At 59.8% G+C, this 23844-nt stretch carries 21 protein-coding genes; 11 read left to right on the top strand and 10 right to left on the bottom strand.

The genetic code is table 11. From position 1 onward, the window contains the following. Positions 1-28: 28 nt before the first annotated feature. Entirely contained in the window at positions 29-1138 is a 1110-nt protein-coding gene (locus ACR0KW_RS14560) for a peptidoglycan-binding protein LysM (protein WP_480805627.1), read from the top strand. A gap of 272 nt (positions 1139-1410) precedes the next feature. Here ACR0KW_RS14560 and ACR0KW_RS14555 read toward each other — a convergent pair whose 3' ends face one another. The 9 genes from ACR0KW_RS14555 to ACR0KW_RS14515 all read right to left on the bottom strand — a co-directional run bounded on the left by ACR0KW_RS14555 (position 1411) and on the right by ACR0KW_RS14515 (position 11240). Beyond that, positions 1411-3624 (bottom strand): NADP-dependent isocitrate dehydrogenase, encoded by a 2214-nt coding sequence (locus ACR0KW_RS14555; protein WP_480805626.1) that lies wholly within the window; start codon positions 3622-3624, stop codon positions 1411-1413. A gap of 247 nt (positions 3625-3871) precedes the next feature. After that, positions 3872-4102 carry a hypothetical protein gene (locus ACR0KW_RS14550; protein ID WP_480805625.1) on the bottom strand — a complete coding sequence of 77 codons (231 nt, stop codon included), beginning with the start codon at positions 4100-4102 and terminating at the stop codon, positions 3872-3874. An 11-nt stretch (positions 4103-4113) separates the two neighbouring features. Next, positions 4114-4494 (bottom strand): hypothetical protein, encoded by a 381-nt coding sequence (locus ACR0KW_RS14545; protein WP_480805624.1) that lies wholly within the window; start codon positions 4492-4494, stop codon positions 4114-4116. 572 nt (positions 4495-5066) lie between these two features. Beyond that, positions 5067-6092, bottom strand: a complete 1026-nt coding sequence (locus ACR0KW_RS14540; RefSeq protein ID WP_480805623.1) for a trans-3-hydroxy-L-proline dehydratase — start codon at positions 6090-6092, stop codon at positions 5067-5069. Positions 6093-6101: 9 nt separating this feature from the next. Continuing rightward, a complete protein-coding gene (locus ACR0KW_RS14535) occupies positions 6102-7340 on the bottom strand; it encodes an NAD(P)/FAD-dependent oxidoreductase (protein WP_480805622.1) in 1239 nt (412 codons plus the stop codon). Further along, the gene (locus ACR0KW_RS14530) at positions 7337-8269 is read right to left on the bottom strand and encodes a 4-hydroxyproline epimerase (RefSeq protein WP_480805621.1); all 933 of its coding nucleotides are present in this window, start codon (positions 8267-8269) and stop codon (positions 7337-7339) included. Before ACR0KW_RS14530 ends, ACR0KW_RS14535 begins: the two co-directional genes overlap by 4 nt. Further along, a complete protein-coding gene (locus ACR0KW_RS14525; protein ID WP_170326539.1) occupies positions 8260-9219 on the bottom strand; it encodes a dihydrodipicolinate synthase family protein in 960 nt (319 codons plus the stop codon). Before ACR0KW_RS14525 ends, ACR0KW_RS14530 begins: the two co-directional genes overlap by 10 nt. 159 nt (positions 9220-9378) lie before the next feature. Next, on the bottom strand, positions 9379-10437 hold the full coding sequence (locus tag ACR0KW_RS14520) for an ABC transporter ATP-binding protein (protein WP_480805620.1): 1059 nt from the start codon (positions 10435-10437) through the stop codon (positions 9379-9381). After that, positions 10434-11240, bottom strand: a complete 807-nt coding sequence (locus ACR0KW_RS14515; RefSeq protein WP_480805619.1) for an IclR family transcriptional regulator — start codon at positions 11238-11240, stop codon at positions 10434-10436. The genes ACR0KW_RS14520 and ACR0KW_RS14515 overlap by 4 nt, the downstream gene beginning before the upstream one ends. Positions 11241-11389: 149 nt before the next feature. Here ACR0KW_RS14515 and ACR0KW_RS14510 point away from each other — a divergent pair, with 149 nt between their 5' ends. The 10 genes from ACR0KW_RS14510 to ACR0KW_RS14465 all read left to right on the top strand — a co-directional run bounded on the left by ACR0KW_RS14510 (position 11390) and on the right by ACR0KW_RS14465 (position 22633). Continuing rightward, positions 11390-12649, top strand: coding sequence for an ABC transporter substrate-binding protein (locus tag ACR0KW_RS14510; RefSeq protein ID WP_480805618.1), 1260 nt, complete (start codon positions 11390-11392; stop codon positions 12647-12649). A 98-nt stretch (positions 12650-12747) separates the two neighbouring features. Then, entirely contained in the window at positions 12748-13671 is a 924-nt protein-coding gene (locus ACR0KW_RS14505; protein WP_480805617.1) for a carbohydrate ABC transporter permease, read from the top strand. 1 nt (position 13672) lies between these two features. Then, entirely contained in the window at positions 13673-14521 is an 849-nt protein-coding gene (locus ACR0KW_RS14500; protein ID WP_170326544.1) for a carbohydrate ABC transporter permease, read from the top strand. Between the two features lie 23 nt (positions 14522-14544). After that, positions 14545-15885, top strand: a complete 1341-nt coding sequence (gene melA, locus ACR0KW_RS14495) for an alpha-galactosidase (RefSeq protein WP_480805616.1) — start codon at positions 14545-14547, stop codon at positions 15883-15885. 13 nt (positions 15886-15898) lie between these two features. Beyond that, positions 15899-17608: an IlvD/Edd family dehydratase gene (locus tag ACR0KW_RS14490; protein ID WP_480805615.1), complete on the top strand. Its 1710-nt coding sequence runs from the start codon at positions 15899-15901 to the stop codon at positions 17606-17608. Beyond that, positions 17608-18372, top strand: a complete 765-nt coding sequence (locus ACR0KW_RS14485) for an SDR family NAD(P)-dependent oxidoreductase (protein WP_480805614.1) — start codon at positions 17608-17610, stop codon at positions 18370-18372. The genes ACR0KW_RS14490 and ACR0KW_RS14485 overlap by 1 nt, the downstream gene beginning before the upstream one ends. 4 nt (positions 18373-18376) lie before the next feature. Further along, on the top strand, positions 18377-19270 hold the full coding sequence (locus ACR0KW_RS14480; protein ID WP_480805613.1) for a 2-dehydro-3-deoxygalactonokinase: 894 nt from the start codon (positions 18377-18379) through the stop codon (positions 19268-19270). Further along, positions 19267-19872, top strand: coding sequence for a 2-dehydro-3-deoxy-6-phosphogalactonate aldolase (locus ACR0KW_RS14475; protein WP_480805612.1), 606 nt, complete (start codon positions 19267-19269; stop codon positions 19870-19872). Before ACR0KW_RS14480 ends, ACR0KW_RS14475 begins: the two co-directional genes overlap by 4 nt. Then, positions 19869-20729: an SMP-30/gluconolactonase/LRE family protein gene (locus tag ACR0KW_RS14470; RefSeq protein WP_480805611.1), complete on the top strand. Its 861-nt coding sequence runs from the start codon at positions 19869-19871 to the stop codon at positions 20727-20729. Before ACR0KW_RS14475 ends, ACR0KW_RS14470 begins: the two co-directional genes overlap by 4 nt. Next, the gene (locus ACR0KW_RS14465) at positions 20726-22633 is read left to right on the top strand and encodes a beta-galactosidase (protein ID WP_480805610.1); all 1908 of its coding nucleotides are present in this window, start codon (positions 20726-20728) and stop codon (positions 22631-22633) included. Before ACR0KW_RS14470 ends, ACR0KW_RS14465 begins: the two co-directional genes overlap by 4 nt. A gap of 36 nt (positions 22634-22669) precedes the next feature. Here ACR0KW_RS14465 and ACR0KW_RS14460 read toward each other — a convergent pair. Continuing rightward, positions 22670-23844 (bottom strand): ABC transporter permease (locus ACR0KW_RS14460; protein WP_480805609.1); only part of this gene is annotated, 1175 nt, incomplete at its 5' end.

Raw genomic sequence — 23844 nt, 5'->3', positions numbered from 1 at the left:
ACATTCCAACCCACGGGAGGAAGAAAAAATGCTGAAAGAAAAACTAAACATCAAGGTGATGACGGCTACGGCCGTCCTCACACTCACCGCAGGCGCAGCCGCAGCGCAGGAAGCCTGTTCGAACTATACCGTCGAAGACGGCGACACGATGGCCACAATCGCCATTGCAGCCTATGGCACGTCGAACTATCAGCCGATCTTCAACGCAAACCGCAACGTCATCACCAACCCGAACGACCTGGCACCCGGTCTTGTACTGGCCCTGCCCTGTGAAGACGGCAGCCTGCCGAACGGTCAGTCCGCACAGGAAATCATCGCAGCCGAAGAAGCACGAGCAGCCAGCGTCAAGCGGTCAAGCGTTTATCAGCCGCCCATCAAGCTGGTAACCGGTAACGGCTGGGCACCGTTTGCCGATGAATCATTGAACGGTGGTGGCGCGATCACCCGTCTGGGCACTACCGCGCTGCAGCGTGGCGGCAACGCGCGGGATTATTCGGTCAGCTTCGTTGACGACTGGAACTCGCACCTTGAAACACTGCTGCCGCTGGGTGCATTTGACGTGTCGATGGCGTGGAACATGCCAGACTGCACCAACCGCACCTATGAGTGGTCATGGGAAACCGAAGTGCGTTGCACCCAATTTGACGCATCCGTCCCAGTCTATGACATCGTTGTCGGTTTCTACACCCTGCCAGAAAGCGACTACGCAAACGCCACCACGTTCACTCAGTTGGAAGGCGCAACAATCTGCCGTATGGATGGATGGTTCATCCACGACCTTGAACAAGAAGGTCTACACAACGGCGACACCATGACCCTGATGCAGCCAATCACTGCGCGTGAGTGCCTTGACGCTGTTCTGACCGGCACCGCCGACGTTGCAACCTTCGAGGTTCAGCTGTTCTCGGACACCATGGTGGAAATGGGCTTGACCTCGAACGATCTGGTGGAAAACCCGTTTGTGACTTCGCTGTCCTCACTGCGTTTCATCAGCCACCGCAGCAACCCGTTCGGAAAACAATATCTGGCGATGCTGAACAAAGGCCTGAACGAGATGCGGGAATCCGGCGAATGGTACGCCATCGTTTCGGACACTCTGCGTGAGCACAATGAAAAACTGATGGCAGCGTCGAACTGATCCCACGGTTCAACTAACCACCAAGGGGCTGGTCTCAGGACCGGCCCCTTTTTTGTCCGGGGCCTTCCGGTTCAGCGCCCCGGCCAAAGCGCCTAAGGGAAACCCCCAATACCCAGCCGCGCTGGAAGTGATATTCTGCAGACAACTAACCGGAGAGACTTTGCCTCCCCACTCACTCAAAAAGGGGCTGACTTTGGGGGTCAGCCCCTTTTTCTTTTCAACACTCTGATTTGAAACGTAAAAGCCACGCCCAAAGGCGTGGCCCTACACAATCAGCCGATGATCGCGTTCAGAGTCGCACTGGGGCGCATGACTGCTGCAGTCTTGGCGGGATCGGTGTGATAGTACCCGCCCAGATCGGCGGGCGCGCCTTGTGCGGCCGCCAGTTCACCCAGGATCTGTACTTCCTTGTCGGCCAGTTCCTTGGCAATGGGGGCAAATTCAGCCGCCAGCTCCGCATCGTCGGATTGCGCGGCCAAAGCCTCGGCCCAGTAGCGTGCAAACCAGTAGTGGCTGTCACGATTGTCGGGCTGGCCAACTTTACGGCTGGGCGACTTGTTGTTGTCCAGAATGCCCTGCGTTGCAGCCTCGGCCGCGGCACCCAGAACGCCTGCTTTGGCGTTACCCTTGCTGTCGGCTAGGAAGTTCAGCGATTCACCCAGCGCACAGAACTCACCCATCGAGTCCCACCGCAGGTGGTTTTCTTCGACCAGCTGCTGCACGTGTTTCGGGGCCGAACCGCCGGCACCGGTTTCGAACAGACCGCCACCATTCATCAGCTTGACGATTGACAGCATCTTGGCCGAAGTGCCCAGTTCCAGGATCGGGAACAGGTCGGTCAGGTAATCCCGCAGCACGTTGCCGGTGATGGCAATGCTGTCCTTACCTGCCGTGATGGTCTCTAGCGATTGGCGGGTCGCCTCACGCGGCGCCATGATCTGGAACTTGTCGGCCACGCCAGCAGCTTCGAGCGCCGGTTTGACGTATTTGATCAGTTCGGCATCGTGGGCGCGGTTTGCGTCCAGCCAGAAGATCGCCTCGGACCCGGTCAGGCGCTGACGGTCCATGGCCAGCTGAATCCAGTTCTCGATCGGCGCTTTCTTGACGGTGCACGACCGCCAGATGTCGCCCTTTTCGACCGCGTGCTCATGCAGCGTTTCGCCATTGGCCAGAACGATGCGGATGGTGCCATCTGCAGGGGCCTGGAACGTGGTCGGGTGCGAGCCATATTCCTCGGCCTTCTGCGCCATCAGGCCAACGTTGGCGACGGCACCGGCAGTGGCCGGGTTCAGCGCGCCATTGGCTTTGAAGAAGTTGATCGCTTCGTCATAGACCGGCGCATAGCAGCGGTCGGGGATCACACAGTTGGTGTCGCCCTTGGCCCCGGTCTCATCCCAGCCCTTGCCACCTGCGCGGATCACGGCAGGCATCGAGGCGTCGATGATCACGTCCGACGGCACGTGCAGGTTGGTGATGCCCTTGTCGCTGTCGACCATGTACATCGACGGACGGTCGCCTTTCAGCGCGTCGATGGCGGCCACGATCTCGGCATTGTCCTTGACGCGATCCAGCAGGTCACCCAGACCCGAGTTCGGGTTCACACCCAGCGCGTCCAGTTCGGCACCGAATTTCTCGAACACCGGGGCCAGCCAGGCTTTGACCGCATAGCCAAAGATGATCGGGTCGGACACTTTCATCATGGTCGCTTTCATGTGAAGCGAGAACATGGTGCCGTCTTTCTTGGTGTCTTCGATGGCGTCCGCCAGGAACGCAGACAGGGCTTTGACCGACATGAAGGTCGCGTCCGCCACGGTGCCTTCGTCCAGCGTCCAACCGTCTTTCAGAACGGTCACGCTGCCATCTTTGCCGACGAACTCGATCTTTGCATCACCGGCCTGCGCTGCAGTGATGGTGGCCGATTTTTCGTTTGCGTAGAAATCGTTATCCGACATCGACGAGACTTTGGTTTTGCTGTCTGCGGACCACTCGCCCATCGAATGCGGGTTGTTCTGAGCGTAGTTTTTAACAGCCTTTGCCGCGCGGCGGTCACTGTTGCCTTCGCGCAGAACCGGGTTCACGGCCGAGCCTTTGATGGCGTCGTAACGCGCGCGGATCGCTTTTTCGGCGTCGTTTGCAGGCTCTTCGGGATAGTTCGGGATATCGTAGCCCTGCGCCTGCAGCTCTTCGATCGCAGCAACCAACTGCGGGACCGAGGCCGAGATGTTCGGCAGTTTGATCACGTTGGCCTCAGGCGTTTTCACCAACTCACCCAGCGCGGCCAGATCGTCGGTGATGCGCTGTGCATCGGTCAGGTTTTCCGGAAAGGTTGCCAGAATACGGCCCGCCAGCGAAATATCCTTGGTGCCAACGCTGACACCTGCAGCACCGGCGAACTTGCGAATGATGGGCAGGAACGACGCGCTGGCCAGCTCGGGCGCTTCGTCTACAATGGTATACAATATATCGAAGTTCGATTTTTCTGCCATATTCTTTTACCTTTTTTAAGCCTTTCGGGGCGTGCGATCCAAGAGTGTGCCACGTATTCGTGGCTGCGGATGGGGCGCGAGAATCCTACCGCCCCAAGGGTGACTCTGATTTGACAGGGCCTCCCATAAAACAGGTTGGGTTTCGGATCAATCCTTTAGAGGAGGCGCAAATTGACACGGTCACTCTAATCTGCAGTAAGCCATTTCACTTTTGGCAGCGTTGCAAGGGCCACAGCGCCTAAATTCTCTACTGCGGCCCAAGATCCGCAAAGCCGGTGGAAGCCGCAAGTTGCTGGACGTAGTCTGCAATCGTTTCATTCAAATGATCGGCAGAACCGGCCTCGGCCTCTGGTGGTACCGGAACACCAGCTTCTCGAATGAGGCATAAGAAAAACGACCGATCACGGCGTCCAGCATTTTGCAGAAACATGTCAATATCGAGCTTCGCGAGATCAGTTCTTCCAAGATCCGCATACACCCGAGATCGAGTTATCCAATCCCGATTCCCGCGAAGGCCAACCATTCATCCACTCTTTGAGACCATCTTTTGACAACCCCCTTCCGTGCGTGGGTCCGTTGTTCGGACCATTGAGAGAATTCTTCAACGAATTCCACGCCCTTCTTCTCATCATCTATCTTTAGGCGAACCAAAGCCGGCAGGTACAGTTTTGTGACTGCGTTCTGCTCCAGCTGCGCGGCTCTATTTGTTGCCGCAAGGCCGCCTTCGAGATCACCTGTTGTATTCAGGTGAAGAAGCAGCTGCCACATAGGAACCCAGGTCTGATTTGGCCAGCGTTTCTCGGCCTGAGCCAGAAACTGTTTCGAAGCGTCAATTCCGTTCAGTAAGAAATGCGCGTTCACCAGTGACATGCCCGCTTCTTTGCGGCTTGCGTTGATCTACAAGACCCGCTCCCACAGCCTAATAGCAGCCTGCGTGTTCCCATGGCGCGCTTCTAAAGCGGCCTTACCATCCAACGCATCCGTGCTATCTGGATCGATTTGCAAAACCCGAGCAAAATCAGCCTCCGCCGCTGAGACATCCCCGATCGCGTCCAGTGCCAAAGCCCGCCGTGGCATCGGGGTCGTATCTTCGGAGTGAAACTCTGACGCCCCTTTGTAATTTGCAATGGCCGCACCGTAGTGTTTGCCCCTGTGGTAGGCCCAGCCGCGTGCGCTCAGAAGTCTGCATTGTTGCGTGGGGGCAGTGTCTCAAGCTCCATCAGAGTTGAGCAGGTGGCAACCACGTGGTCCATACTGCCCCTGTTAACCATGCAAATCGCAGAAATTTCGGTGTAGTCAGGTTTGGAGTCGAGAGACCAAATCACGCCCGCGACAGCCATGATCAAGGCCGCAAAGCGGATCTTCACTGAAGCTCTTTTGAGAAACTCTACTCATCTATAAGTAGAGAGGCCCGTTCACCACTTCAAGCGGGCTGGCCTGTATCAAACACCCCACGTGTCGCTCAACCGATACCCGCCGGGCCAGGGGTCATCCGGGTCCAGCATATGTTGGTGCGTGCCGGTGATCCAGCCTCGGCCGCTGATTTCGGGGACAATGGCTGGGCGGTCGCCGACTTGGGCTTGCTCGACAATCCGTCCGGTAAAGCGCGATCCGATGATCGAGACCGCCTCGAACGTTTGACCGACCGTCATTTGACCCTTTGCGGCCATCAGGGCCATCCGCGCCGAGACCGCCGTACCGGTGGGGGACCGGTCAACTTTGCCCGGCTGAATGGCGACTGCGGATTTGCCGGTCAGGCCGGTTTCCGTCTGCTCAAGCGGCCCGCAAAAGGCACAGAAGGAGATGTGATCCCAATCCGGGTTCTCGGGGTGGGCAAAGCCAAGCTGATCATTGGCCGCGTTGGTGATGGCCACACCCATACGCGCGATGTCGCGGGCTTCGTTTTCGACGATTTCAAACCCCAGCGCCGCAGCATCGACCACAACGAAGCTGTCCCCGCCATAGGCCGTATCCACGGTCAGGGTGCCGATGCCCGGGACCTCCAGCGGAACGGAAATCTTGTCGGCAAAACTGGGCAGGTTTTGCACGAAAATGCGCTCGGCCTTGCCGTTTCGGCATTCGGCCCGGACCTTCACCAACCCGCCCGGGGCTTCAAGCGTCATGAGGGTCTCGGGCTCCTGCATTGGGATGATCCCGCCATCCAGCAGAACGGTGGACACGCAAATCGAGTTCGAGCCGGACATGGGCGGCGTATCTTCCGGCTCCATGATGATAAAGGCGGCGTCGGCCTCGGGATGTTTCGGCGGCACCAGCAGGTTGACGTGCCGGAAAACACCGCCGCGAGGTTCGTTCAGCACAAAGTTTCGCAGGGTCTGGTCCTGCGCGATGAAGGCACGCTGTTCCCAAATAGTCGCGCCGGGCGGCGGCTGAACACCGCCAACGATCACATCACCCACTTCCCCTTCGGCATGGGCCGAGATCACATGAATAGTCTTGCTGCTGCGCATGTTCTGTCCTTAAAAACGGGAGGCCGAAAATGGCGTCAGTGAAATCTGGGCAGACTGCTCGTCAATCAAAGCGCCGACCAGTTCAGCCGTTCCTGCCGATTGGGTCAGGCCCAGATGGCCGTGGCCGAACGCATAGATCACGTCCCTTGCGTGCGACGAAGTTCCGATCACCGGCAGGCTGTCGGGCAGCGACGGGCGGAACCCCATCCATTGCGTGCCGCCCTCGGTGTTCAGACCGGGCAGAAACTGCGTCGCTTTTTGCAGCAAAGTATCGGCCCGTTTGAAATTCGGGGGGAGGTCCAAGCCACCCAGTTCCACCGCGCCACCGATCCGGACGCCGCCATTGATCCGGCTGGCCACAAAACCGTGGCGCGAGAACGTCAGATGCATCCGCAGGTCAAACGCGCCCTCGGGGAGGGTCGTGTTATAGCCGCGCTCGGTCTCCAACGGGATTTGATCACCGAGTGTCCGCGCGAGGTGATGCGACCACGCCCCTGCGCACAGCACGACCTTGTCCGCCTCAACCTCACTTTCTGTCAGGGTGACCCTTACGCCGCTGTCGGTGGGCGTCAGCGCACGTATCTCCTGATGTTCGATCCGGCCACCACGGTCCCGGAAAGCCTGCGCCAGATGCTCGACCCACTTCTTGGGATCGAGAGTGTTGATCCAGTTCGGCGTAAACCCGGCATGGGTGAACCGAGGGCTGAGTCCGGGTTGTCGTTCGGCAATCGCTTCGCGGCTTTCCAGAAGCTCGAATTCAATCCCATGCTGACGGCGCAACTCCCACGTGGGCAGGCTGGCGCGGTACTCGGCCTCGCTTTCATATAGCTGCATCTGCCCATCGCGTTGCATCATCGCCTCGCCATCCACCGATGCGATCAGCCGGGTCAGAGCTGCGCTGGACAAGTCCATCAAGCTGGCTTGGGCGTGCAGGAGATCCGTGTAACGTCGCGGACGACTGGCGCGCCAGAACCGATACATCCAAGGCGCAATCTTCAAAGCATAGGCGGGCGGAATGGACAGCGGCCCCAGCGGGTCCAGCAGCCATTTCGGAGCCTTTTTCATGATGCCGGGGGTTGCCAACGGTTCAACCTCGGAAAAGGCAAAGGCACCCGCATTTCCGGCCGAAGCCTGTGCGGCGACGCCTTCGCGATCCTGCACCAGAACAGAATGGCCCCGGCGCTGCAATTCCAGCGCCGTTGTGATACCGATGATACCGGCGCCAATCACAACGACCTGCTTGGTCATAGCTCTATGCCCTCTTTGAATGGATCGGTCGTGTCAAATATCAGCGTCGTCTCGGCAATGATATGCGCCTGCCCGGTGATCGAGGGGATGACCCCTCCGTTCGGCCCCGGTTGATAGGACAGCCGATAGGCGCTGCCGATGACGCTGTGCTGGACGATTTCCTCTCCCGGGGCCAGCGCCCCGTCCACAGCCAAGCAGGCCAGACGCGCTGAACTGCCGGTGCCACAGGGCGAACGGTCGTAGTTATCGTCCGGGCACAGCACGAAGTTGCGGCTGTGGACCTTAGGATCGGGGGAGGCATCCTGAAAGATCACGTGGTCGATTGGCTCGCCCTGCTCGCCGCCAATCCCCTGCGCGATCGCGGCCTTACGGATTGCGACCGTCATTTCAGTCAACTGACTGATATTGCCGGTCTCAACCGGGATCGGGCTGGGATCGACGATGAAGAACCAATTGCCGCCATAGGCAACATCTCCCGTCACCGCGCCATAGCCCGGCACATCCAATGTCACATCGTTGTGGACCCTGCGGCTTTCGATATTCGTGACGGTGACGGTGTTGGCATCGTGCAGCTCAACCGTCACGATCCCAGCGGGGGTTTCGATCTTGTGACGGCCGGCACGGATCCGCCCCAGATGCGCCAGTGTGACCGTCAGACCAATGGTGCCGTGACCGCACATGCCCAGCACCGCGTCCACGTCGAAATAGATCACGCCGGTCACGCAGGACGGGTCGACCGGTTCGACCAATAGCGCGCCAACCATGGCGGGCTGACCGCGCGGTTCCAGCATGATCGACCGGTAAAACCCTTCATGCTCGGACGCCAACCTGCGGGCGCGCTCGGCCAGCGGGCCAGAGCCCAGATCCGGTGCGCCGCCGAGGATGACCCGCGTTGGCTCACCCCCGGTATGGCTGTCGATCACATGCATTCAGCGATCACTCCACCCTGTTTTGACCAATCGGCGAACCATGTGCGGAACAGGTCGTATTGCTGTTCGCAATAGTTGCGCTGCGCGTCGGTCAGCTCATCGGTTTCATTGAAGTGCAGACGGTATTCCTGTTCGCCGTTCAGCACCAGAAGATGCTTGTAATACAGCACCAGATCGGGGCCTTCGTCAAAGCTGGAAAGCACTTGGATCGCCTCGGTCAGCTCTTGCGCCCGCTGACGCGCCTCGGCATGGCCTTGCGCTGCCTTTTGCGACAATGTGGCCAGCAACAGGGCCTCGCGCGGCAGGGCGGTGCCGATTCCGGTGATCGATCCGGTCGCACCGCAATTGACGAAGCCGTGGTAAACCTCAGTGTCCACGCCCACCATCAGGGTCACCTGATCGTCCTGACTGGTGATGTTTTCGGCCGCATAGCGCAGGTCATCCTTGCCGCCGAATTCCTTGAAGCCGATCAGGTTGGAATGCTCGGCCCGCAGGGCAAAGAACAGATCGGCGCGCGTGGCAAAACCATAATACGGGCTGTTGTAGATGATCGCAGGAACATCCGGCGCGGCGGACAGGATCGCCTTGAAGTGGTTCTTTTGCGCAGCCGGGGACGTGCCGCGCGACAGGACGCGCGGGATTACCATAAGGCCGACCGCGCCGACCTTCTGCGCATGTGCTGCGTGGGCGACAGCGGATTTGGTGTTGATGGCCCCGGTGCCAACCACAACGGGCAGTCCCGCTGCGACCAAGCGTTCAACACCCTCCATGCGCTGCTCATCCGTCAACAGCGGCCAGTCGCCCATCGATCCGCAATAGACAACAGCCGACATGCCCGCATCGATCATCTGCTTTCCCTTGCGCACCAACGCATCGAAATCAGGTGTGCGATCCGCCTTACAGGGGGTCATGAGCGCAGGCATGGTGCCGGTGAAAACATTGGTCGACATCGGATCTATCCTTTGAAAATGCAGGGTCAGGACGGGCGGAATGGGCCCTTTCAAATCGCCATAACGGATATTGGATACAAAATCCAGAAAAATTGAAGCCAAGAAAAAACGCGCCGGGTCGCAGGATCGGCGCGTTTGGTTTGGGGTGCTGTGTGAGGGTTACCGGAACCGCTGGCCGGTCTCCGGATCGAACAACATTGTCCGTTCCGAGCGAACGACAAGGCCGATTCGGTCGCCTTGTTTACTGCGCTGGTCATCTCGCTCTTCGACGATCAGCTTGTCGCCACTCGGCGTCAGAAGATATGAATAGCTCACCCCGCCTAGCGCCTCGGTCAGATCAACAGTGCAGGTGTCGCCCGCGCGGTCGATCTCGATATGCTCTGGGCGGATACCCAGCGTGACCTTGCTCTGCCCTGCAGGCACATTGGCCGGCACCTCCAGCGGTGCGCCAAGCGCCGGGTGCGAGACCTTGCCGTCCGCATAGTCGCATTCAAGGAAATTCATCGCCGGAGAGCCAATGAACCCCGCCACGAACCGGTTGTCCGGATCGCGATACAGATCCATCGGCGCGCCGACCTGTTCGATCCGACCATCGCGCAGCACCACAATCTTGTCGGCCATCGTCATCGCCTCGACCTGATCGTGGGTCACGTAGATCATCGTGGCGCCGATCTCATTGTGCAGCCGCGCGATCTCAACCCGCATCTCGACCCGCAGTTCGGCATCAAGGTTGGACAGAGGTTCGTCGAACAGAAACACCTCAGGCCCCCGAACAATCGCGCGCCCGATAGCCACACGCTGACGCTGGCCCCCGGACAGCGCCTTGGGTTTGCGCTTGAGATACTGATCCAGCTTCAGGATATTCGACGCCTGCTGCACCTTCTGGTCGATCTCGGACTTGGCGACCCCGTTCATGCGCAGACCAAAGCCCATGTTTTCAGCCACGCTCATATGAGGGTACAGCGCATAGGTCTGGAAGACCATCGCCACGCCACGCTTGGCCGGGTCCATATGAGTCACGTCACGCGCGCCGATATGAATCTGCCCTTCGGTGGTCTCTTCAAGCCCGGCAATCATCCGCAGCAAGGTAGACTTGCCGCAGCCCGAGGGGCCGACAAAGACGCAGAACTCTCCATCCTCGATTTCCAGATCAATGCCGTGAATTACCTGCGTCTCGCCATACCGCTTGATCGCCTGATTCAAAGTCACACCCGTCATGTCGCTTGCATCCTGTCTGTTTCGGCGCTTGGGCGGGTCTCAGGGAACCGCCAAGCCTGTGCTTCGGCTCCGATCTGTTCGGCCACGCGGCGAACTCGGGGAACCCAGGTTTCCAATTGTTCGAAATTCATCCGCTCGGTCGATCCGGTCACGGAAATCGCCCCCAGCATCCGCCCGCCCGAGGTCAGGATCGGACAGGCAATGCAGATGATGCCGGGTTCGTGCTCTTCATCGTCGATGGCGTAACCCCGGCTGCGGATCAGGTCGAGGTCAGCCCGCAGCGCCGCCTCGGAGGTCAGCGTCTTGTCGGTAAACCGGTGATAGCTTTGCTGCGATACCGCGCGATCCAACGCCGCCTCGTCCAGATAGGCCATCATCGCCTTGCCTACACCGGTGCAATAGGCGGGACCAACCTTGCCGGCCTGCGAGTACATCTCGACGGGCTGAGCGGCGTTGCGCTTATCGACATACAGCACCTGGCTGGAATCGAGCTGCGCCAGATGCACCGTTTCCCCGGTTTCCCGGCTGAGCTCGTCCAGAAACGGACGCGCAATCGGCGCCAGCGAGCTTTGCGTCCATGCCGCATGTGCAAGCCGCACCAATCGCAATCCCGGTGCGTATGTCTGCCGATCGGGGTCATATGACAGCATCCCCTGATTGGTCAGCGTCTGCAGAAACCGATACAGCGTCGCCTTGGGGAAATCGCTGCTTTCCAGCAATTCGGCGAATCGGACCGGGCGGGCAAAAGCCGCCACCTGATCCAGCACGTCACATGCTTTTCCTATTGTTCCGTCACCAGCCACGGGCGCCTGTTCTCCTCCCTTTAACCCATCGCCATTGCAACGAGGGTCTTGACAAGACTAACCGAGTCGATGTGTAGTTTTCAATATGTAAAACACGGTTTCATTATTTGGAACTTAAAAAGCAAAAATGGAAGCTAAGGGAGGAAACCATGCATTCCATGTTCAAGCGCACAGCAGCGGCGCTGGCGGCCAGTGTGGCACTTGCCGCACCTGTTGCGGCCGAGCTGACCGGCGAGCTGAGAATCTTTCTCGACACATCGAACCCGGCGCCGCGCGCGACGATGGAAGCGATGATCGAGCGGTTCGCGGCCAAGCACCCGGGGCTGGAGATCGAAACCACCGTGATCGACCGCGAGGCCTACAAGACGCAGATCCGCAACTTCCTGACAGCCGACACGCCGGATGTTGCCACATGGTATGCGGCCAACCGGATGAAGCCCTATGTCGAAGCCGGACTGTTCGAAGACGTCTCGGACCTGTGGGCCGAGCCTGAGATTGCCGACAACCTGGCCTCGACCAAAGGCGCGATGACCATCGACGGCAAGCAGTGGGGCGTGCCCTATACCTACTACCAGTGGGGTGTTTACTACCGCAAAGACATCTTTGATGAGCTGGGCCTGACCGAGCCGACCACTTGGGAAGAAGAGCTGGCCAACTGCCAGAAGATCGTCGATTCGGACCGTGCCTGCTATACCATCGGCACCAAGTTCCTGTGGACCGCCGGTGGCTGGTTCGACTACCTGAACATGCGCACCAACGGGTTTGATTTCCACAACCAACTCGCCAATGGTGAAATCAGCTGGGAGGATGACCGGGTCAAGCAGACCTTTGCCAACTGGAAACAGCTGATCGACATGGGTGCGTTCATCGACAACCACCAGACCTATAGCTGGCAGGAGGCCCTGCCCTTTATGGTCAATGGTGAAGCCGCGGCCTATCTGATGGGCAACTTTGCTGTTGCACCCTTGCGCGAGGCTGGCCTGACCGACGATCAATTGGATTTCTACCAGTTCGTCGCCATCAACCCCGATGTCGAACTGGCCGAAGATGCCCCGACCGACACATTCCACATCCCGGCCAACGCCTCGAACAAAGAAGCCGCACGAGAGTTCCTGCGCTTTGCCGTTTCACCGGATGAACAGACCGAGATCAACAATGGCGCAAACCTCGGCCAGCTGCCTGTGAACGCACAGTCTGCAGTGGATGACGACAAGTTCCTACAACAGGGCTTCACCATGTTGTCGTCTAACAGCCCCGGCGGCGTCGCCCAATTCTGGGACCGCGATGCGCCTGCGGAAATGGCCAAAGTGTCGATGGAAGGCTTCCAGGAGTTCATGGTCAAGCCGGACAACGCCGACCGCATCCTGTCCAAACTGGAACGCGCCCGTCAGCGTATCTACGACAACTAAACCGGTCAGGCCGGGCCCAAGCCCGGCCTGCACCTCATCCTGCGTAAGGCGGGTGCTAACCCGTCTTACTCCTTTGACCAAAACCCTCGAGTATCCGCATGTCAGCCGTTGAAGCCCCCGAACAGGAAAGCTGGTTCCACAGAAACCAACAGCGCATCGCGCCCTGGCTATTTCTGGCCCCCGGCCTGCTGTTCTTCATGGTCTATGTGATCATCCCGGTATTCCAATCCTTCAATCTGTCTCTGTACGAATGGGACGGGCTAGGGGCTGCCGAATATGTCGGGTTCAGAAACTACGAAGACCTCTATTGGGAATGGGTGGACCGGGATGCGTTTTACACTTCGCTCAAAAACAACCTGATCTGGCTGATCCTTTATCTGGCCGCGATCCCTGCGGGCTTGTTCATCGCTCTGTTCCTGAACCAAACGGTCTGGGGCATCCGCCTGTACAAGTCGCTGTTCTTCTTCCCCTTCGTGATTTCTCAGGTTGTCGTCGGCCTCGTGTTCACCTGGTTCTATGATCCGACCTTTGGCCTGCTAAACGAATTCCTCAGCCTCTTCGGCATGGGCCCGCTGAATGTCTTGGGCGACGAACGCTTTGTGACCTACGGCATCATCTTCGCCGGTCTCTGGCCGCAGACAGCCTATTGCATGATCCTGTACCTGACCGGCCTGAACGCCGTGGACCCCGAACAGATTGAGGCTGGACGCCTGGACGGCGCCAAGGGCCTGCGGATGCTGTGGCACATCATCCTGCCGCAACTGCGCCCCGCGACCTTCATCGCCTTTGTTGTGACCATCATCGGCGCGCTGCGCAGCTTTGACCTGATCTCGATCATGACCCAGGGCGGGCCGTTCGGCTCATCCCGCGTGCTGGCCTATTATATGTTCGAGGTCGCACTGTCCGAATACGGCTTCCGCATGGGATACGGTGCCGCCATCGCGGTGGTCCTGTTCCTGATCATGCTCTGCTTCATCGCCTATTTCCTGTGGTCGATGTATCGCGAAGAAAAGGGGCACTGAGATGTTTCCCAAACCCATCGAAAAACAATCCCGCGCGGCGCAAATCAGCTATCAGGCCATGTTGCCGCTTGCCTTGCTGCTGTGGCTCGGACCCCTCCTGGCGGTCGCCCTGTTTTCGGTCAAACCGGCGGCGGATTTCACCAATGCAAACTACTGGGGTATGCCGTCCAGCTTTGAAGGCGCGTTCAACTACGGGCAGGTGTTTTTCAACTCTGACATGCCGCGGTATCTGCTGAATTCATTTCTGATCACCATTCCCACGGTGATCGGCGCCGTGGCGCTCAGCTGCATGACCGGCTTTGCACTCGGCATCTATAAATTCAAATCGAACCTCTGGATCTTCTTCATGTTCGTGGCAGGTAATTTCGTGCCCTTCCAGATCCTGATGGTTCCGGTGCGCGATCTGACCCTGCAACTGGGCCTCTACAACACCAAAACCGGCCTGGTCCTGTTCCACATCGCCTTCCAGACCGGGTTCTGCACGCTGTTCATGCGTAACTTCATCCGCGCGCTGCCCTTTGAACTGATCGAGGCCGCCCGCGTCGAAGGCATCAGCGAATGGCGCATTTTCTGGTACGTGGTCCTGCCGCTGATGAAGCCAGCCATCGCCGCGCTCAGCGTGTTGATCTTCACCTTCATCTGGAACGACTATTTCTGGGCCGTGGTCCTGACCCAAGGCGCTGAAAGCCAACCTGTCACCGCAGGGATCACCAGCTTCAACGCTCAGTTCCGCGCCGCCTATCAGTTGATGAGCGCCGGCTCCATCGTCGCTGCTCTGCCGCCGGTGGCCATGTTCTTCCTCATGCAGAAACACTTCATCGCGGGCCTGACCCTCGGTGCCGTAAAATAACGTCAAACCAGAGGTTTGCCTCAATGACAAAGATCACCTTTATCGGAGCGGGCTCCACGATCTTCATGCAGAACATCGTGGGCGACGCGCTGCTGACCCCCGCTCTGGCTGACAGCCATTTCGCGTTGATGGATATTGACCCCGAGCGTCTGGCCGAAAGCGAGGCTGTGGCCCGTGCCATGATCCGTTCGGTTGGAACCGGAGCAACCGTCACCACCCATACCGACCGCCGCGCGGCGCTGGACGGGGCCGATTTCGTGATCACCGCCTTTCAGGTCGGCGGGTACGATCCTTGTACGATCACCGATTTCGAAATCCCCAAACAATACGGCCTACGCCAGACCATCGCCGATACGTTGGGTGTCGGAGGCATCATGCGCGGTCTGCGCACGGTTCCGGTTCTGTGGGACGTGGCGCGGGACATGATGCAATTGTGCCCGAATGCGACGCTGCTGCAATACGTCAACCCGATGGCGATCAACACCTGGGCCCTGGCCGAACAGTTCCCTGCACTAAAACATGTTGGCCTTTGCCACTCGGTCCAGAACACGGTCGAGGAATTGGCGCATGACCTTGACCTGCCCAAGGGCGACATCCGTTACAAGGTTGCCGGTGTCAATCACGTCGCCTTCTTCCTGAAACTGGAACACCAGGGGCGCGACCTCTACCCCGTGCTGCGGCAAGGCTATGCCAGCGGCCAATTCCCCAAAGCTCCGCTGTTGATGCCGCGCTGCCCCAATAAAGTGCGATATGAGGTGATGGATCACTTGGGCTATTTTTGCACCGAAAGCTCGGAACATCTGGCCGAATATGTGCCGTGGTTCATCAAGGACGGACGCGAAGACCTGATCGAGCAATTTTCGATCCCGCTGGACGAATACCCCACTCGTTGCATCGAACAGGTCGCCAGTTGGAAGGAACAGGCCAAAACCCTGACCGACGGCCGCGATATCGAGGTGACCCGCAGCCACGAGTTTGCTGCCGACCTGATGAACGCCATCGTCACCGACACGCCCTATGTGGCCTATGGTAACCTGCCGAACACTGGTCAAATCCCGCAGCTGCCCTTGGGTGCGGCGGTGGAAACGCCGTGCCTGGTGGACAGCAATGGCGTGCAACCCTCAGTCGTCACCGATATCCCACCGCAGCTGATTGCCCTGATGCGGACACAGATCAACGTGCAGGAATTGACCGTCCGCGCGCTGGTCGACCAAAACCCGGAATACATCTATCACGCCGCCATGATGGACCCGCACACCGCCGCCGAGTTGGACCTGCGCCAGATCCGTAATCTGGTGACAGACCTTCTTACCGCACATTCAGACTGGCTGCCTGACTGGTGCCAGCCCGCCAAAGCCGCTTGAAAGGGCTCCGCGAATGACCAAGAAACGCCGTTCACAGCATTGGTATGGAAAGCTCGACAAGGACGGGTTTATTCACCGCTCGTGGATGAAGAACCAGGGTTTTCCCGATCACGCCTTTGACGGACGCCCCATTATTGGCATCTGCAACACTTGGTCGGAACTCACCCCCTGCAATTCGGGTCTGCGCGATCTGGCCGAGGGCGTGAAACGCGGGGTGTGGGAGGCCGGAGGCTTCCCGGTCGAGTTCCCGGTCATGTCACTGGGCGAGACCCAGATGAAGCCCACCGCCATGCTGTTCCGCAACCTGCTGGCCATGGATGTCGAAGAGTCGATCCGCGCCTATGGCATCGATGGCGTCGTTCTGCTGGGTGGGTGTGACAAGACCACGCCGGGTCAGTTGATGGGCGCAGCCTCGGTCGATCTGCCGTCCATCGTTGTCAGCTCCGGCCCGATGCTGAATGGGAAATATCGCGGGCAGGATATCGGTTCGGGCACGGATGTGTGGAAATTCTCAGAGGCCGTCCGCGCCGGGGAGATGACCCTGCAGGACTTCATGAACGCCGAATCCGGCATGTCCCGCAGCGCAGGTGTCTGCATGACGATGGGCACGGCCAGCACAATGGCCTCGCTGGTCGAGGCGATGGGCATGAGCCTGCCTACAAACGCCGCCCTGCCCGCTGTTGACGCCCGCCGCATGGCGCTGGCGCATCTGACCGGCAAGCGGATTGTCGAGATGGTGGACGAAGACCTGAAACCGTCGGATATCCTGACCAAAGAGGCGTTCGAAAATGCCATCCTGACCAACGCCGCCGTGGGTGGGTCAACCAATGCGGTGGTTCACCTTCTGGCGCTGGCGGGTCGCGTGGGCGTGGACCTGACGCTCAAGGATTTTGAAATCGGCTCGGAAATTCCATTGTTGGTGAATTGTATGCCTTCGGGCAAATACCTGATGGAAGATTTCTGCTATGCAGGCGGCGTGCCGGTCGTTCTGAATGAACTCAAATCTTTCCTGCGCCCCGCCAAGACCGTTCTGAACAAGGACATCTCGGCCCATTACGAAGGGGCCGAGTGTTTCAACACCGACGTCATCCGCCCCTTCAACGATCCGGTAAAACCTGCTGCGGGCCTGCGGGTTCTGAAAGGCAATCTGGCCCCGAACGGCGCCATCGTTAAACCCTCGGCGGCAACGGATGAATTGTTGGAAACCGAGGCAGAGGCTTACGTTTTCGAAAATATCGAAGACCTGAAAGCCAATATCGACCGCGACGACCTGCCGGTCACGCCCGAGACCATTCTTGTGCTCAAGGGCTGCGGCCCCAAGGGCTATCCGGGGATGCCCGAGGTCGGCAACATGCCGATCCCGGCCAAGCTGGTGAAGGAAGGCGTCCGCGACATGATCCGTATCTCGGACGCGCGTATGTCCGGCACCGCCTATGGCACCGTCATCCTCCATGTCAGCCCCGAAGCGCAGGCAGGCGGCACGCTGGCACTGGTCAAAACCGGAGACCGTATTCGCGTGTCGGCCAGCAAGGGTGAGCTGGAGCTGCTGGTGAATGAAAAGGAACTGGACGCTCGCCGCGCCGCGTGGCAACCGGACGACCCGCACTACACGCGCGGTTACGCGAAACTCTATATCGACCACGTGCTGCAAGCCGATCAGGGCGCCGACCTTGATTTTCTTGTCGGCAAGGACACCCGTCTTGTGACCAGAGAGAGCCACTGATGGATCAACCAGCCACTTTCCACGATCTCAACGGAGCCTCGGTCTATATCACCGGCGGTGGGTCCGGTGTAGGCGCTGCCTTGACGGATGGTTTCATGGCGCAAGGTGCCAATGTCGCGTTCATTGGCCGTTCTGACGCCAGCGGTTTCGTCGAAGAAATGCGCGACAAACACGGGCGTGCGCCCCTGTTCATGCAGGGCGACATGACCGATACCGAGTTGTTGCACGCCACCATGCAAAAAGCCGCCGAGGCGCATGGGCCGTTGAATGTGCTGGTCAACAACGCGGCCAACGACAAACGCCACTCGCTGGAAGAAACCACCACCGAGTTCTGGGATTGGATGATCGAGGTGAACCTCAAGGCCTATTACTTCGCCTGCCAGGAGGCCGCTCGGCAAATGACAAACGGGGGCGCGATCATCAACTTCAGCTCGATCAGCTACATGATGGGCAATGCGGGCTATCCGATCTACACCACCTCAAATGCCGGGATCACGGGCATGACGCGGTCCTTGGCGCGCGAGTTGGGGCCGCAGAACATCCGGGTCAATGCGCTGGCTCCGGGCTGGGTTCTGACGCAGAAACAATTGGATATGTGGGCCACGCCCGAGGATCTGGCCGCGCATATGGATCGCCAATGCCTGAAAGAACACCTGACGCCTGAAGACATGATTGCGCCGACCTTGTTTCTGGCCTCAGACGCCAGCCGCGCGATGACCGGGCAATGTATGGCCGTCGATGGCGGCGTTGTCGTAACGGGGTAAAGCCATGAATACAGAATGGATTGCTGTCGATTGGGGAACCTCGCATCTGCGGGCCTGGGCGATGCAGGGTGATGCGGTGCTGGACCAGGCGCAGTCGGACAAAGGCATGGCGCGGGTGGACAAAAGCGGTTTCGAACCCGCGCTGTTTGAACTGATCGAAGGCTGGCTAAACGATGCCCCGCTGGACGTGATCGCCTGTGGAATGGTCGGCGCTCGGCAGGGCTGGGTCGAAGCCCCCTATTCCGCCGTTCCCTGTGAGCCGACGCCGGTTGCCCCGATTCGTGTTCCCGGCACTGACCCCCGCATTCGCGCCTTCGTCGTGCCGGGTTTGAAACAAGTTGCGCCACCCGATGTCATGCGCGGCGAAGAAACCCAGATCGCCGGGTTTCTGGCCTCGCATCAGAACTGGGACGGTGTGATTTGTTTGCCCGGAACCCACACCAAATGGGTGCAGGTCAGCGCCGGAGAGGTCGTCAGCTTTCGCACCTTCATGACCGGAGAGATGTTCGATCTGCTGGCCGGTCAATCGGTGCTGAAACACTCGGTCGGTCAGGGGTGGGACGATGCCGCCTTTGCCGAAGCTGCAGCGGACACGTTGTCCAAACCCGAACAACTGGCCGCGCGACTGTTTGGCCTGCGCGCCGCCGATCTGTTGCAGGGTCAGGATGGCGGCGTTACCCGCGCGCAGCTTTCAGGCTTTCTGATCGGTGCAGAATTGGCCGCGACCCGCCCCTATTGGCTGGGGCAGCAACTGGCGATCATCGGGGCTGAGGGACTCTCAGACATCTACGCCAAGGCCCTGCAACAACAGGGCGCGTTTGTCGAAACCGCCAACAGCACGCAATGCACACTGGCTGGCCTGCTGCAGGCCCGAAACCTGACGAGGCAAACCGCATGAGCCGTCCCATTATCGCCATTCTGCGCGGTCTGCGCCCATCTGATGCAGCTGCCACCGGGCAGGCCCTGATCGACGCCGGGATCGACAAGATCGAAGTGCCATTGAACTCACCCGATCCGCTGGAGTCGATCAGTATTATGGCCGCGGAATTCGGCGACCGCGCCCTGATCGGAGCAGGCACCGTTCTGACGACGGATCAAGTGGACGCGGTGGCCAAGGTCGGCGGCAGGCTGATCGTGTCGCCGAACTGCGACGCGCAGGTTATCTCGCACACCCATCAACTGGGTCTGGAAAGTTGGCCCGGCATTTTCACCCCGACCGAGGCATTTGCGGCCCTCAAGGCCGGAGCCTCTGGCCTGAAACTCTTTCCCGGAGCTCTGGCCGGTCCGGCGGGGCTGTCCGCCTTGCGCGCAGTGCTGCCCAAGGGCACGCTGATCTATGCCGTCGGCGGCGCCGGGCCCGAGAATTTCGACCAGTGGATCAAGGCCAGCGCCGATGGGTTCGGCATAGGATCGGCACTGTTCAAGCCCGGCATGGCCATCTCTGAGATCGCGGACCTCGCCGCGCGGATCGTGGCCGCCTATGATAAGGCCGCCGGATGAGCATCGTCTACGACGACCGCCCCTGCGAGCTGGGCGAGGGGCCGCTTTGGCACCCCGAGCGGCAACAGCTTTTCTGGTTCGATATCCTCGGCAAACGCCTGATGACACGGGAAAACGGCGAACAGCAAAGTTGGCAGTTCGACGAACATGTCTCGGCCGCGGGCTGGGTCGACAGGGACACGCTGTTGATCGCCTCTGAAACCGGGCTATGGCGGTTCAGCCTGAAGTCCGGGCAGAAAGAACTGATCTCCCCGCTTGAGGCGGACAACCCGATCACCCGTTCCAATGACGGGCGCGCGGACCCGTGGGGCGGGTTCTGGATTGGCACGATGGGAAAAAATGCCGAACCCGGCGCAGGTGCGGTTTATCGGTACTGGCAGGGCGAGTTGCGGCAATTGGTGCCAAACGTCACGATCTCGAATGCGATCTGTTTCGCCCCGGATGGGTCCTGCGCCTATTACGCGGATACGGTCACAAAACAAGTCATGCGCTGGTCGTTGAACCCGGAAACCGGCTGGCCCGAGGGCGAAAGCACGGTCTTCCTCGATCTGCGCGTCGATGGGCTGAATCCCGACGGCGCGGTGGTTGACGCTGACGGCAATATCTGGATCGCCCAATGGGGCGCAAGCCGCGTGGCGGCCTATACCGCTGCGGGCCAGTTCCTGACGGCGGTCACGTTTGAGGCGGCGCATACCTCGTGCCCCGCCTTTGGCGGCGATGATCTGACCACGCTGTTCTGCACCACCGCCCGCGAAGGGCTGGATGCAGAGACATTGGCCAAACACCCAACCAATGGCATGACCTTTGCCGCCTCCGGCGCGGGCAAGGGACAGGCCGAACACAGAGTCCTTCTATGAAGCCCGAACTTGGCGTTTGCTACTATCCCGAACACTGGCCCGAAGAGATGTGGGCCGAGGACGCCGCCCGCATGGTGGAAACCGGCCTGACATGGGTGCGGATCGGCGAATTTGCCTGGAGCCGGATGGAGCCAAGCCCCGGCGATTTGCAGTTCGAATGGCTGGATCGCGCGATTGATGTGCTGGGGGCTGCGGGGCTCAAGGTGGTGCTGGGTACGCCCACGGCGACGCCTCCTCGTTGGATGTTGGACAAACACCCTGACATGCTGGCCGTGGATGCTCAGGGGCAACCGCGCAAATTCGGGTCGCGCAGGCATTATTGCTTTAGCCATCAGGGCTTTATCGAGGAGTGCACCCGCATCGCGCGGACCATGGGGGACCGTTACGGAAGCAACCCGCATATCGCCGCGTGGCAGATCGACAACGAATATGGCTGCCACGAGACCACCGTCAGTTACAGCCAACCGGCCTTGCAGGCGTTTCGGCGGTGGCTTGCGGATCAGTATGGCTCGGTTGAAGTGCTGAACGCGGCATGGGGCAATGTGTTCTGGGCAATGGAATACGACAGCTTTGATCAGATCGACCTGCCCAGCCTGACCGTGACAGAGCCAAACCCCGCCCACGTTCTGGCCTTTCGCCGCTTCAGCTCGGATCAGGTGGCGGTGTTCAACAAAGCGCAAGTGGATGTGTTGCGGCCGCTGACCGATGCGTCGCTGCTGCACAACTATATGGGGCGGATACTGGATTTCGACCATTTCAAGGTCGGTGAGGATCTGGATATCGCCACATGGGACAGTTACCCGATCGGGTTCCTGTCCGACCGGCTTGAGGCTGACGAGGCGCACAAAACCACGTTTCTGCAGCAGGGCGACCCGGACATGCAGGCCTTTCACCACGACCTCTACCGCGCTGTTGGGCGTGGCCGCTGGTGGGTGATGGAGCAACAGCCCGGTCCAGTGAACTGGGCGCCTTATAATCCCGCCCCCCTACCCGGCATGGTGCGCCTGTGGTCGCTTGAGGCGGTGGCGCATGGGGCCGAGGTGGTCAGTTACTTCCGCTGGCGGCAGGCCCCGTTCGGACAGGAACAAATGCACGCAGGGCTACTGACCCCGAACAACGCCCCCGCCCCGGCCTTAGCCGAGGCCCGCCAGACAGCCGATGATCTGGCAAAGCTGGGCGCAGTCACCCAGACACAGGCAGACGCGGCCATCCTGTTCGACTACGCCTCGGACTGGGCGTGGACCACACAGCCGCAAGGGGCCGGGTTCAACTATTTCCGGCTGGTCTTCTCGGCTTATCGGGCCTTGCGGCGGGCCGGGTTATCGGTGGATATCCTCTCGGCGCCCGAAACGCCCAAGGCTGGGTACAAACTGATCCTCGCCCCCGGGCTGGCCACTTTGGACGAAAAGGCACAACAGCACTTGGGTGACTTGACACTTTATGGCCCCCGCAGCGGTGCCATCACACGCGACTTCCAGATTCCGAAAGCGCGCCCCGGCCTGTCCGGACTGGATTGCGAGGTCGACCTCGTCGAAACCCTGCCCCCGAACGTGCGCCGCGAGGTCGTTGGCGGCGGCGCGGCTCAGCACTGGATCGATCGCCTGTCCGGTAGCGACCCGGACCTGCTGACCTACACCGACGGGACTTCCGCCCTGAAGGGTGAAAACGGGGTCTGGTATCTGTCCGGCTTCCCGGATGAGGTCCTTTGGGATCGGGTGATCTCAATGGCGGCGCAAAAGGTCGGACTGACCCTACATCCCCTGCCCGCAGGATTGCGGCAGCGCGAGACCGAACAGCACGTTTTCCTGATCAACTACACCTCTGCTCCCGTGTCATGGAACGGGCATGAGATTGCTGCCTGCGACGTGCTGATCCTGAAAAAACACGCGCCCGAAGAGGGATAACTCTCCGGGCGCGTGGGTTTCTGTCAGGCGTGACACCTAGTCATCGCTTTGCAGGCTGTTGGGATCAAAAGCCCCACCGAAGCCGCCATTGCCGGCAGGCGGCGTTTCGGGTTCCGCTTCGCCCTCATCGCTGTCACCACCCAAGGTATTCGGTGCAAACACGTTACCAAAACCAGAGTTATTGGTGCCGGTGTCTGGCTCTGCTTCCTCCTCGGTTGATCCGGGTTGTAGATCACCGGGCTCAAACACGCCTTCGAAGCGCTGTTTGCGTTCCTCTTCACGCAGTCTGCGCTGTTCTTCGCGCTGCTTGCGCAGTTCGTCGATGCGCTGCTGGGCCTCCAATTGCTTTTGCTCACGCACGTCGGCGATACATTGCGCCGGGTTGTAAGCCGTCGCGGTGCCGATAACGGTGATGGTGGCCACTGCGAATACAACCACAAGAACCGCTGCCATATTGCCAGAGAAGAAGCTGGGCAGTTTGATCTTGCCCGCCAACTCCTCGACCGTGGCATTCTTGCGCGCGGCGGCAACCAGCTCCTGCCGTTTCAGCTTGGCCTCGTTCAGCAGGGCAAAGAACACGGTCAACGCCACGATGATGAAGGCCAAGGCCGAGATCGACGGCGTGATGCCGTAGCGCACCTTTTGCGCCAGTTCGATGGTCAGCGTCGGGTATTCACCAAAGGTGAAGGTGGTGGTGTTGTAGTTCTCGAACGAAGCGAGGAACGCCAGCACCGCCGCCGAGGCAATCGCCGGACGCATGAAGGGCAACAGAATCTTCCGGAACGCCTGCGCATGAGACGCGCCGAGGTCCAGTGCGGCCTCGGTTAGGGCTACGTCATAACGCTGCAGCCGCGCCACCAACACCAGCATGCAATAGCTGGCGATAAAGGTGGATTGGCCGATCACCGTCAGGAAGATGCCGTTGGACAGAAAACTGTCCGCACCCAGTCCCAGCATCCGGTTGATCCGGTCCCAGAACACCAGCGTCGAGATACCCAGAACCACGCCCGGGATCAGGATCGGCGCGATAATGACCGTGTAGTAGGTCGCCCGCAGCTTGGGCCAGATCTGCGTCAGCATCAGAGCGCCCGCCAGACCCATCGCCACCGACAGAACAACCGTCCCGGCCCCGATGATCAGCGAGTTCTTGATGCCGTTCAGGATACGCTGATCCTGAAACAGCTCGCCGAACCACTGGAAGGTCAGGCATT

The organism is Ruegeria sp. CG11, assembly GCF_056537245.1.
The sequence above is the reverse complement of the archived record's forward strand: the minus strand, read 5'-3'. Positions and strand labels throughout refer to the sequence as shown.

Excerpts from the sequence above, each read along its gene's own strand:
- ACR0KW_RS14490 (WP_480805615.1), top strand. The coding sequence starts at position 15,899 with ATGACCAAGAAACGCCGTTCACAGCATTGGTATGGAAAGCTCGACAAG.
- ACR0KW_RS14470 (WP_480805611.1), top strand. The coding sequence starts at position 19,869 with ATGAGCATCGTCTACGACGACCGCCCCTGCGAGCTGGGCGAGGGGCCG.
- ACR0KW_RS14520 (WP_480805620.1), bottom strand. The coding sequence starts at position 10,437 with ATGACGGGTGTGACTTTGAATCAGGCGATCAAGCGGTATGGCGAGACG.
- ACR0KW_RS14480 (WP_480805613.1), top strand. The coding sequence starts at position 18,377 with ATGAATACAGAATGGATTGCTGTCGATTGGGGAACCTCGCATCTGCGG.
- melA (WP_480805616.1), top strand. The coding sequence starts at position 14,545 with ATGACAAAGATCACCTTTATCGGAGCGGGCTCCACGATCTTCATGCAG.
- ACR0KW_RS14500 (WP_170326544.1), top strand. The coding sequence starts at position 13,673 with ATGTTTCCCAAACCCATCGAAAAACAATCCCGCGCGGCGCAAATCAGC.
- ACR0KW_RS14530 (WP_480805621.1), bottom strand. The coding sequence starts at position 8,269 with ATGCATGTGATCGACAGCCATACCGGGGGTGAGCCAACGCGGGTCATC.
- ACR0KW_RS14535 (WP_480805622.1), bottom strand. The coding sequence starts at position 7,340 with ATGACCAAGCAGGTCGTTGTGATTGGCGCCGGTATCATCGGTATCACA.
- ACR0KW_RS14545 (WP_480805624.1), bottom strand. The coding sequence starts at position 4,494 with ATGTCACTGGTGAACGCGCATTTCTTACTGAACGGAATTGACGCTTCG.
- ACR0KW_RS14505 (WP_480805617.1), top strand. The coding sequence starts at position 12,748 with ATGTCAGCCGTTGAAGCCCCCGAACAGGAAAGCTGGTTCCACAGAAAC.
- ACR0KW_RS14465 (WP_480805610.1), top strand. The coding sequence starts at position 20,726 with ATGAAGCCCGAACTTGGCGTTTGCTACTATCCCGAACACTGGCCCGAA.
- ACR0KW_RS14560 (WP_480805627.1), top strand. The coding sequence starts at position 29 with ATGCTGAAAGAAAAACTAAACATCAAGGTGATGACGGCTACGGCCGTC.
- ACR0KW_RS14525 (WP_170326539.1), bottom strand. The coding sequence starts at position 9,219 with ATGTCGACCAATGTTTTCACCGGCACCATGCCTGCGCTCATGACCCCC.
- ACR0KW_RS14510 (WP_480805618.1), top strand. The coding sequence starts at position 11,390 with ATGCATTCCATGTTCAAGCGCACAGCAGCGGCGCTGGCGGCCAGTGTG.
- ACR0KW_RS14485 (WP_480805614.1), top strand. The coding sequence starts at position 17,608 with ATGGATCAACCAGCCACTTTCCACGATCTCAACGGAGCCTCGGTCTAT.
- ACR0KW_RS14555 (WP_480805626.1), bottom strand. The coding sequence starts at position 3,624 with ATGGCAGAAAAATCGAACTTCGATATATTGTATACCATTGTAGACGAA.
- ACR0KW_RS14475 (WP_480805612.1), top strand. The coding sequence starts at position 19,267 with ATGAGCCGTCCCATTATCGCCATTCTGCGCGGTCTGCGCCCATCTGAT.
- ACR0KW_RS14540 (WP_480805623.1), bottom strand. The coding sequence starts at position 6,092 with ATGCGCAGCAGCAAGACTATTCATGTGATCTCGGCCCATGCCGAAGGG.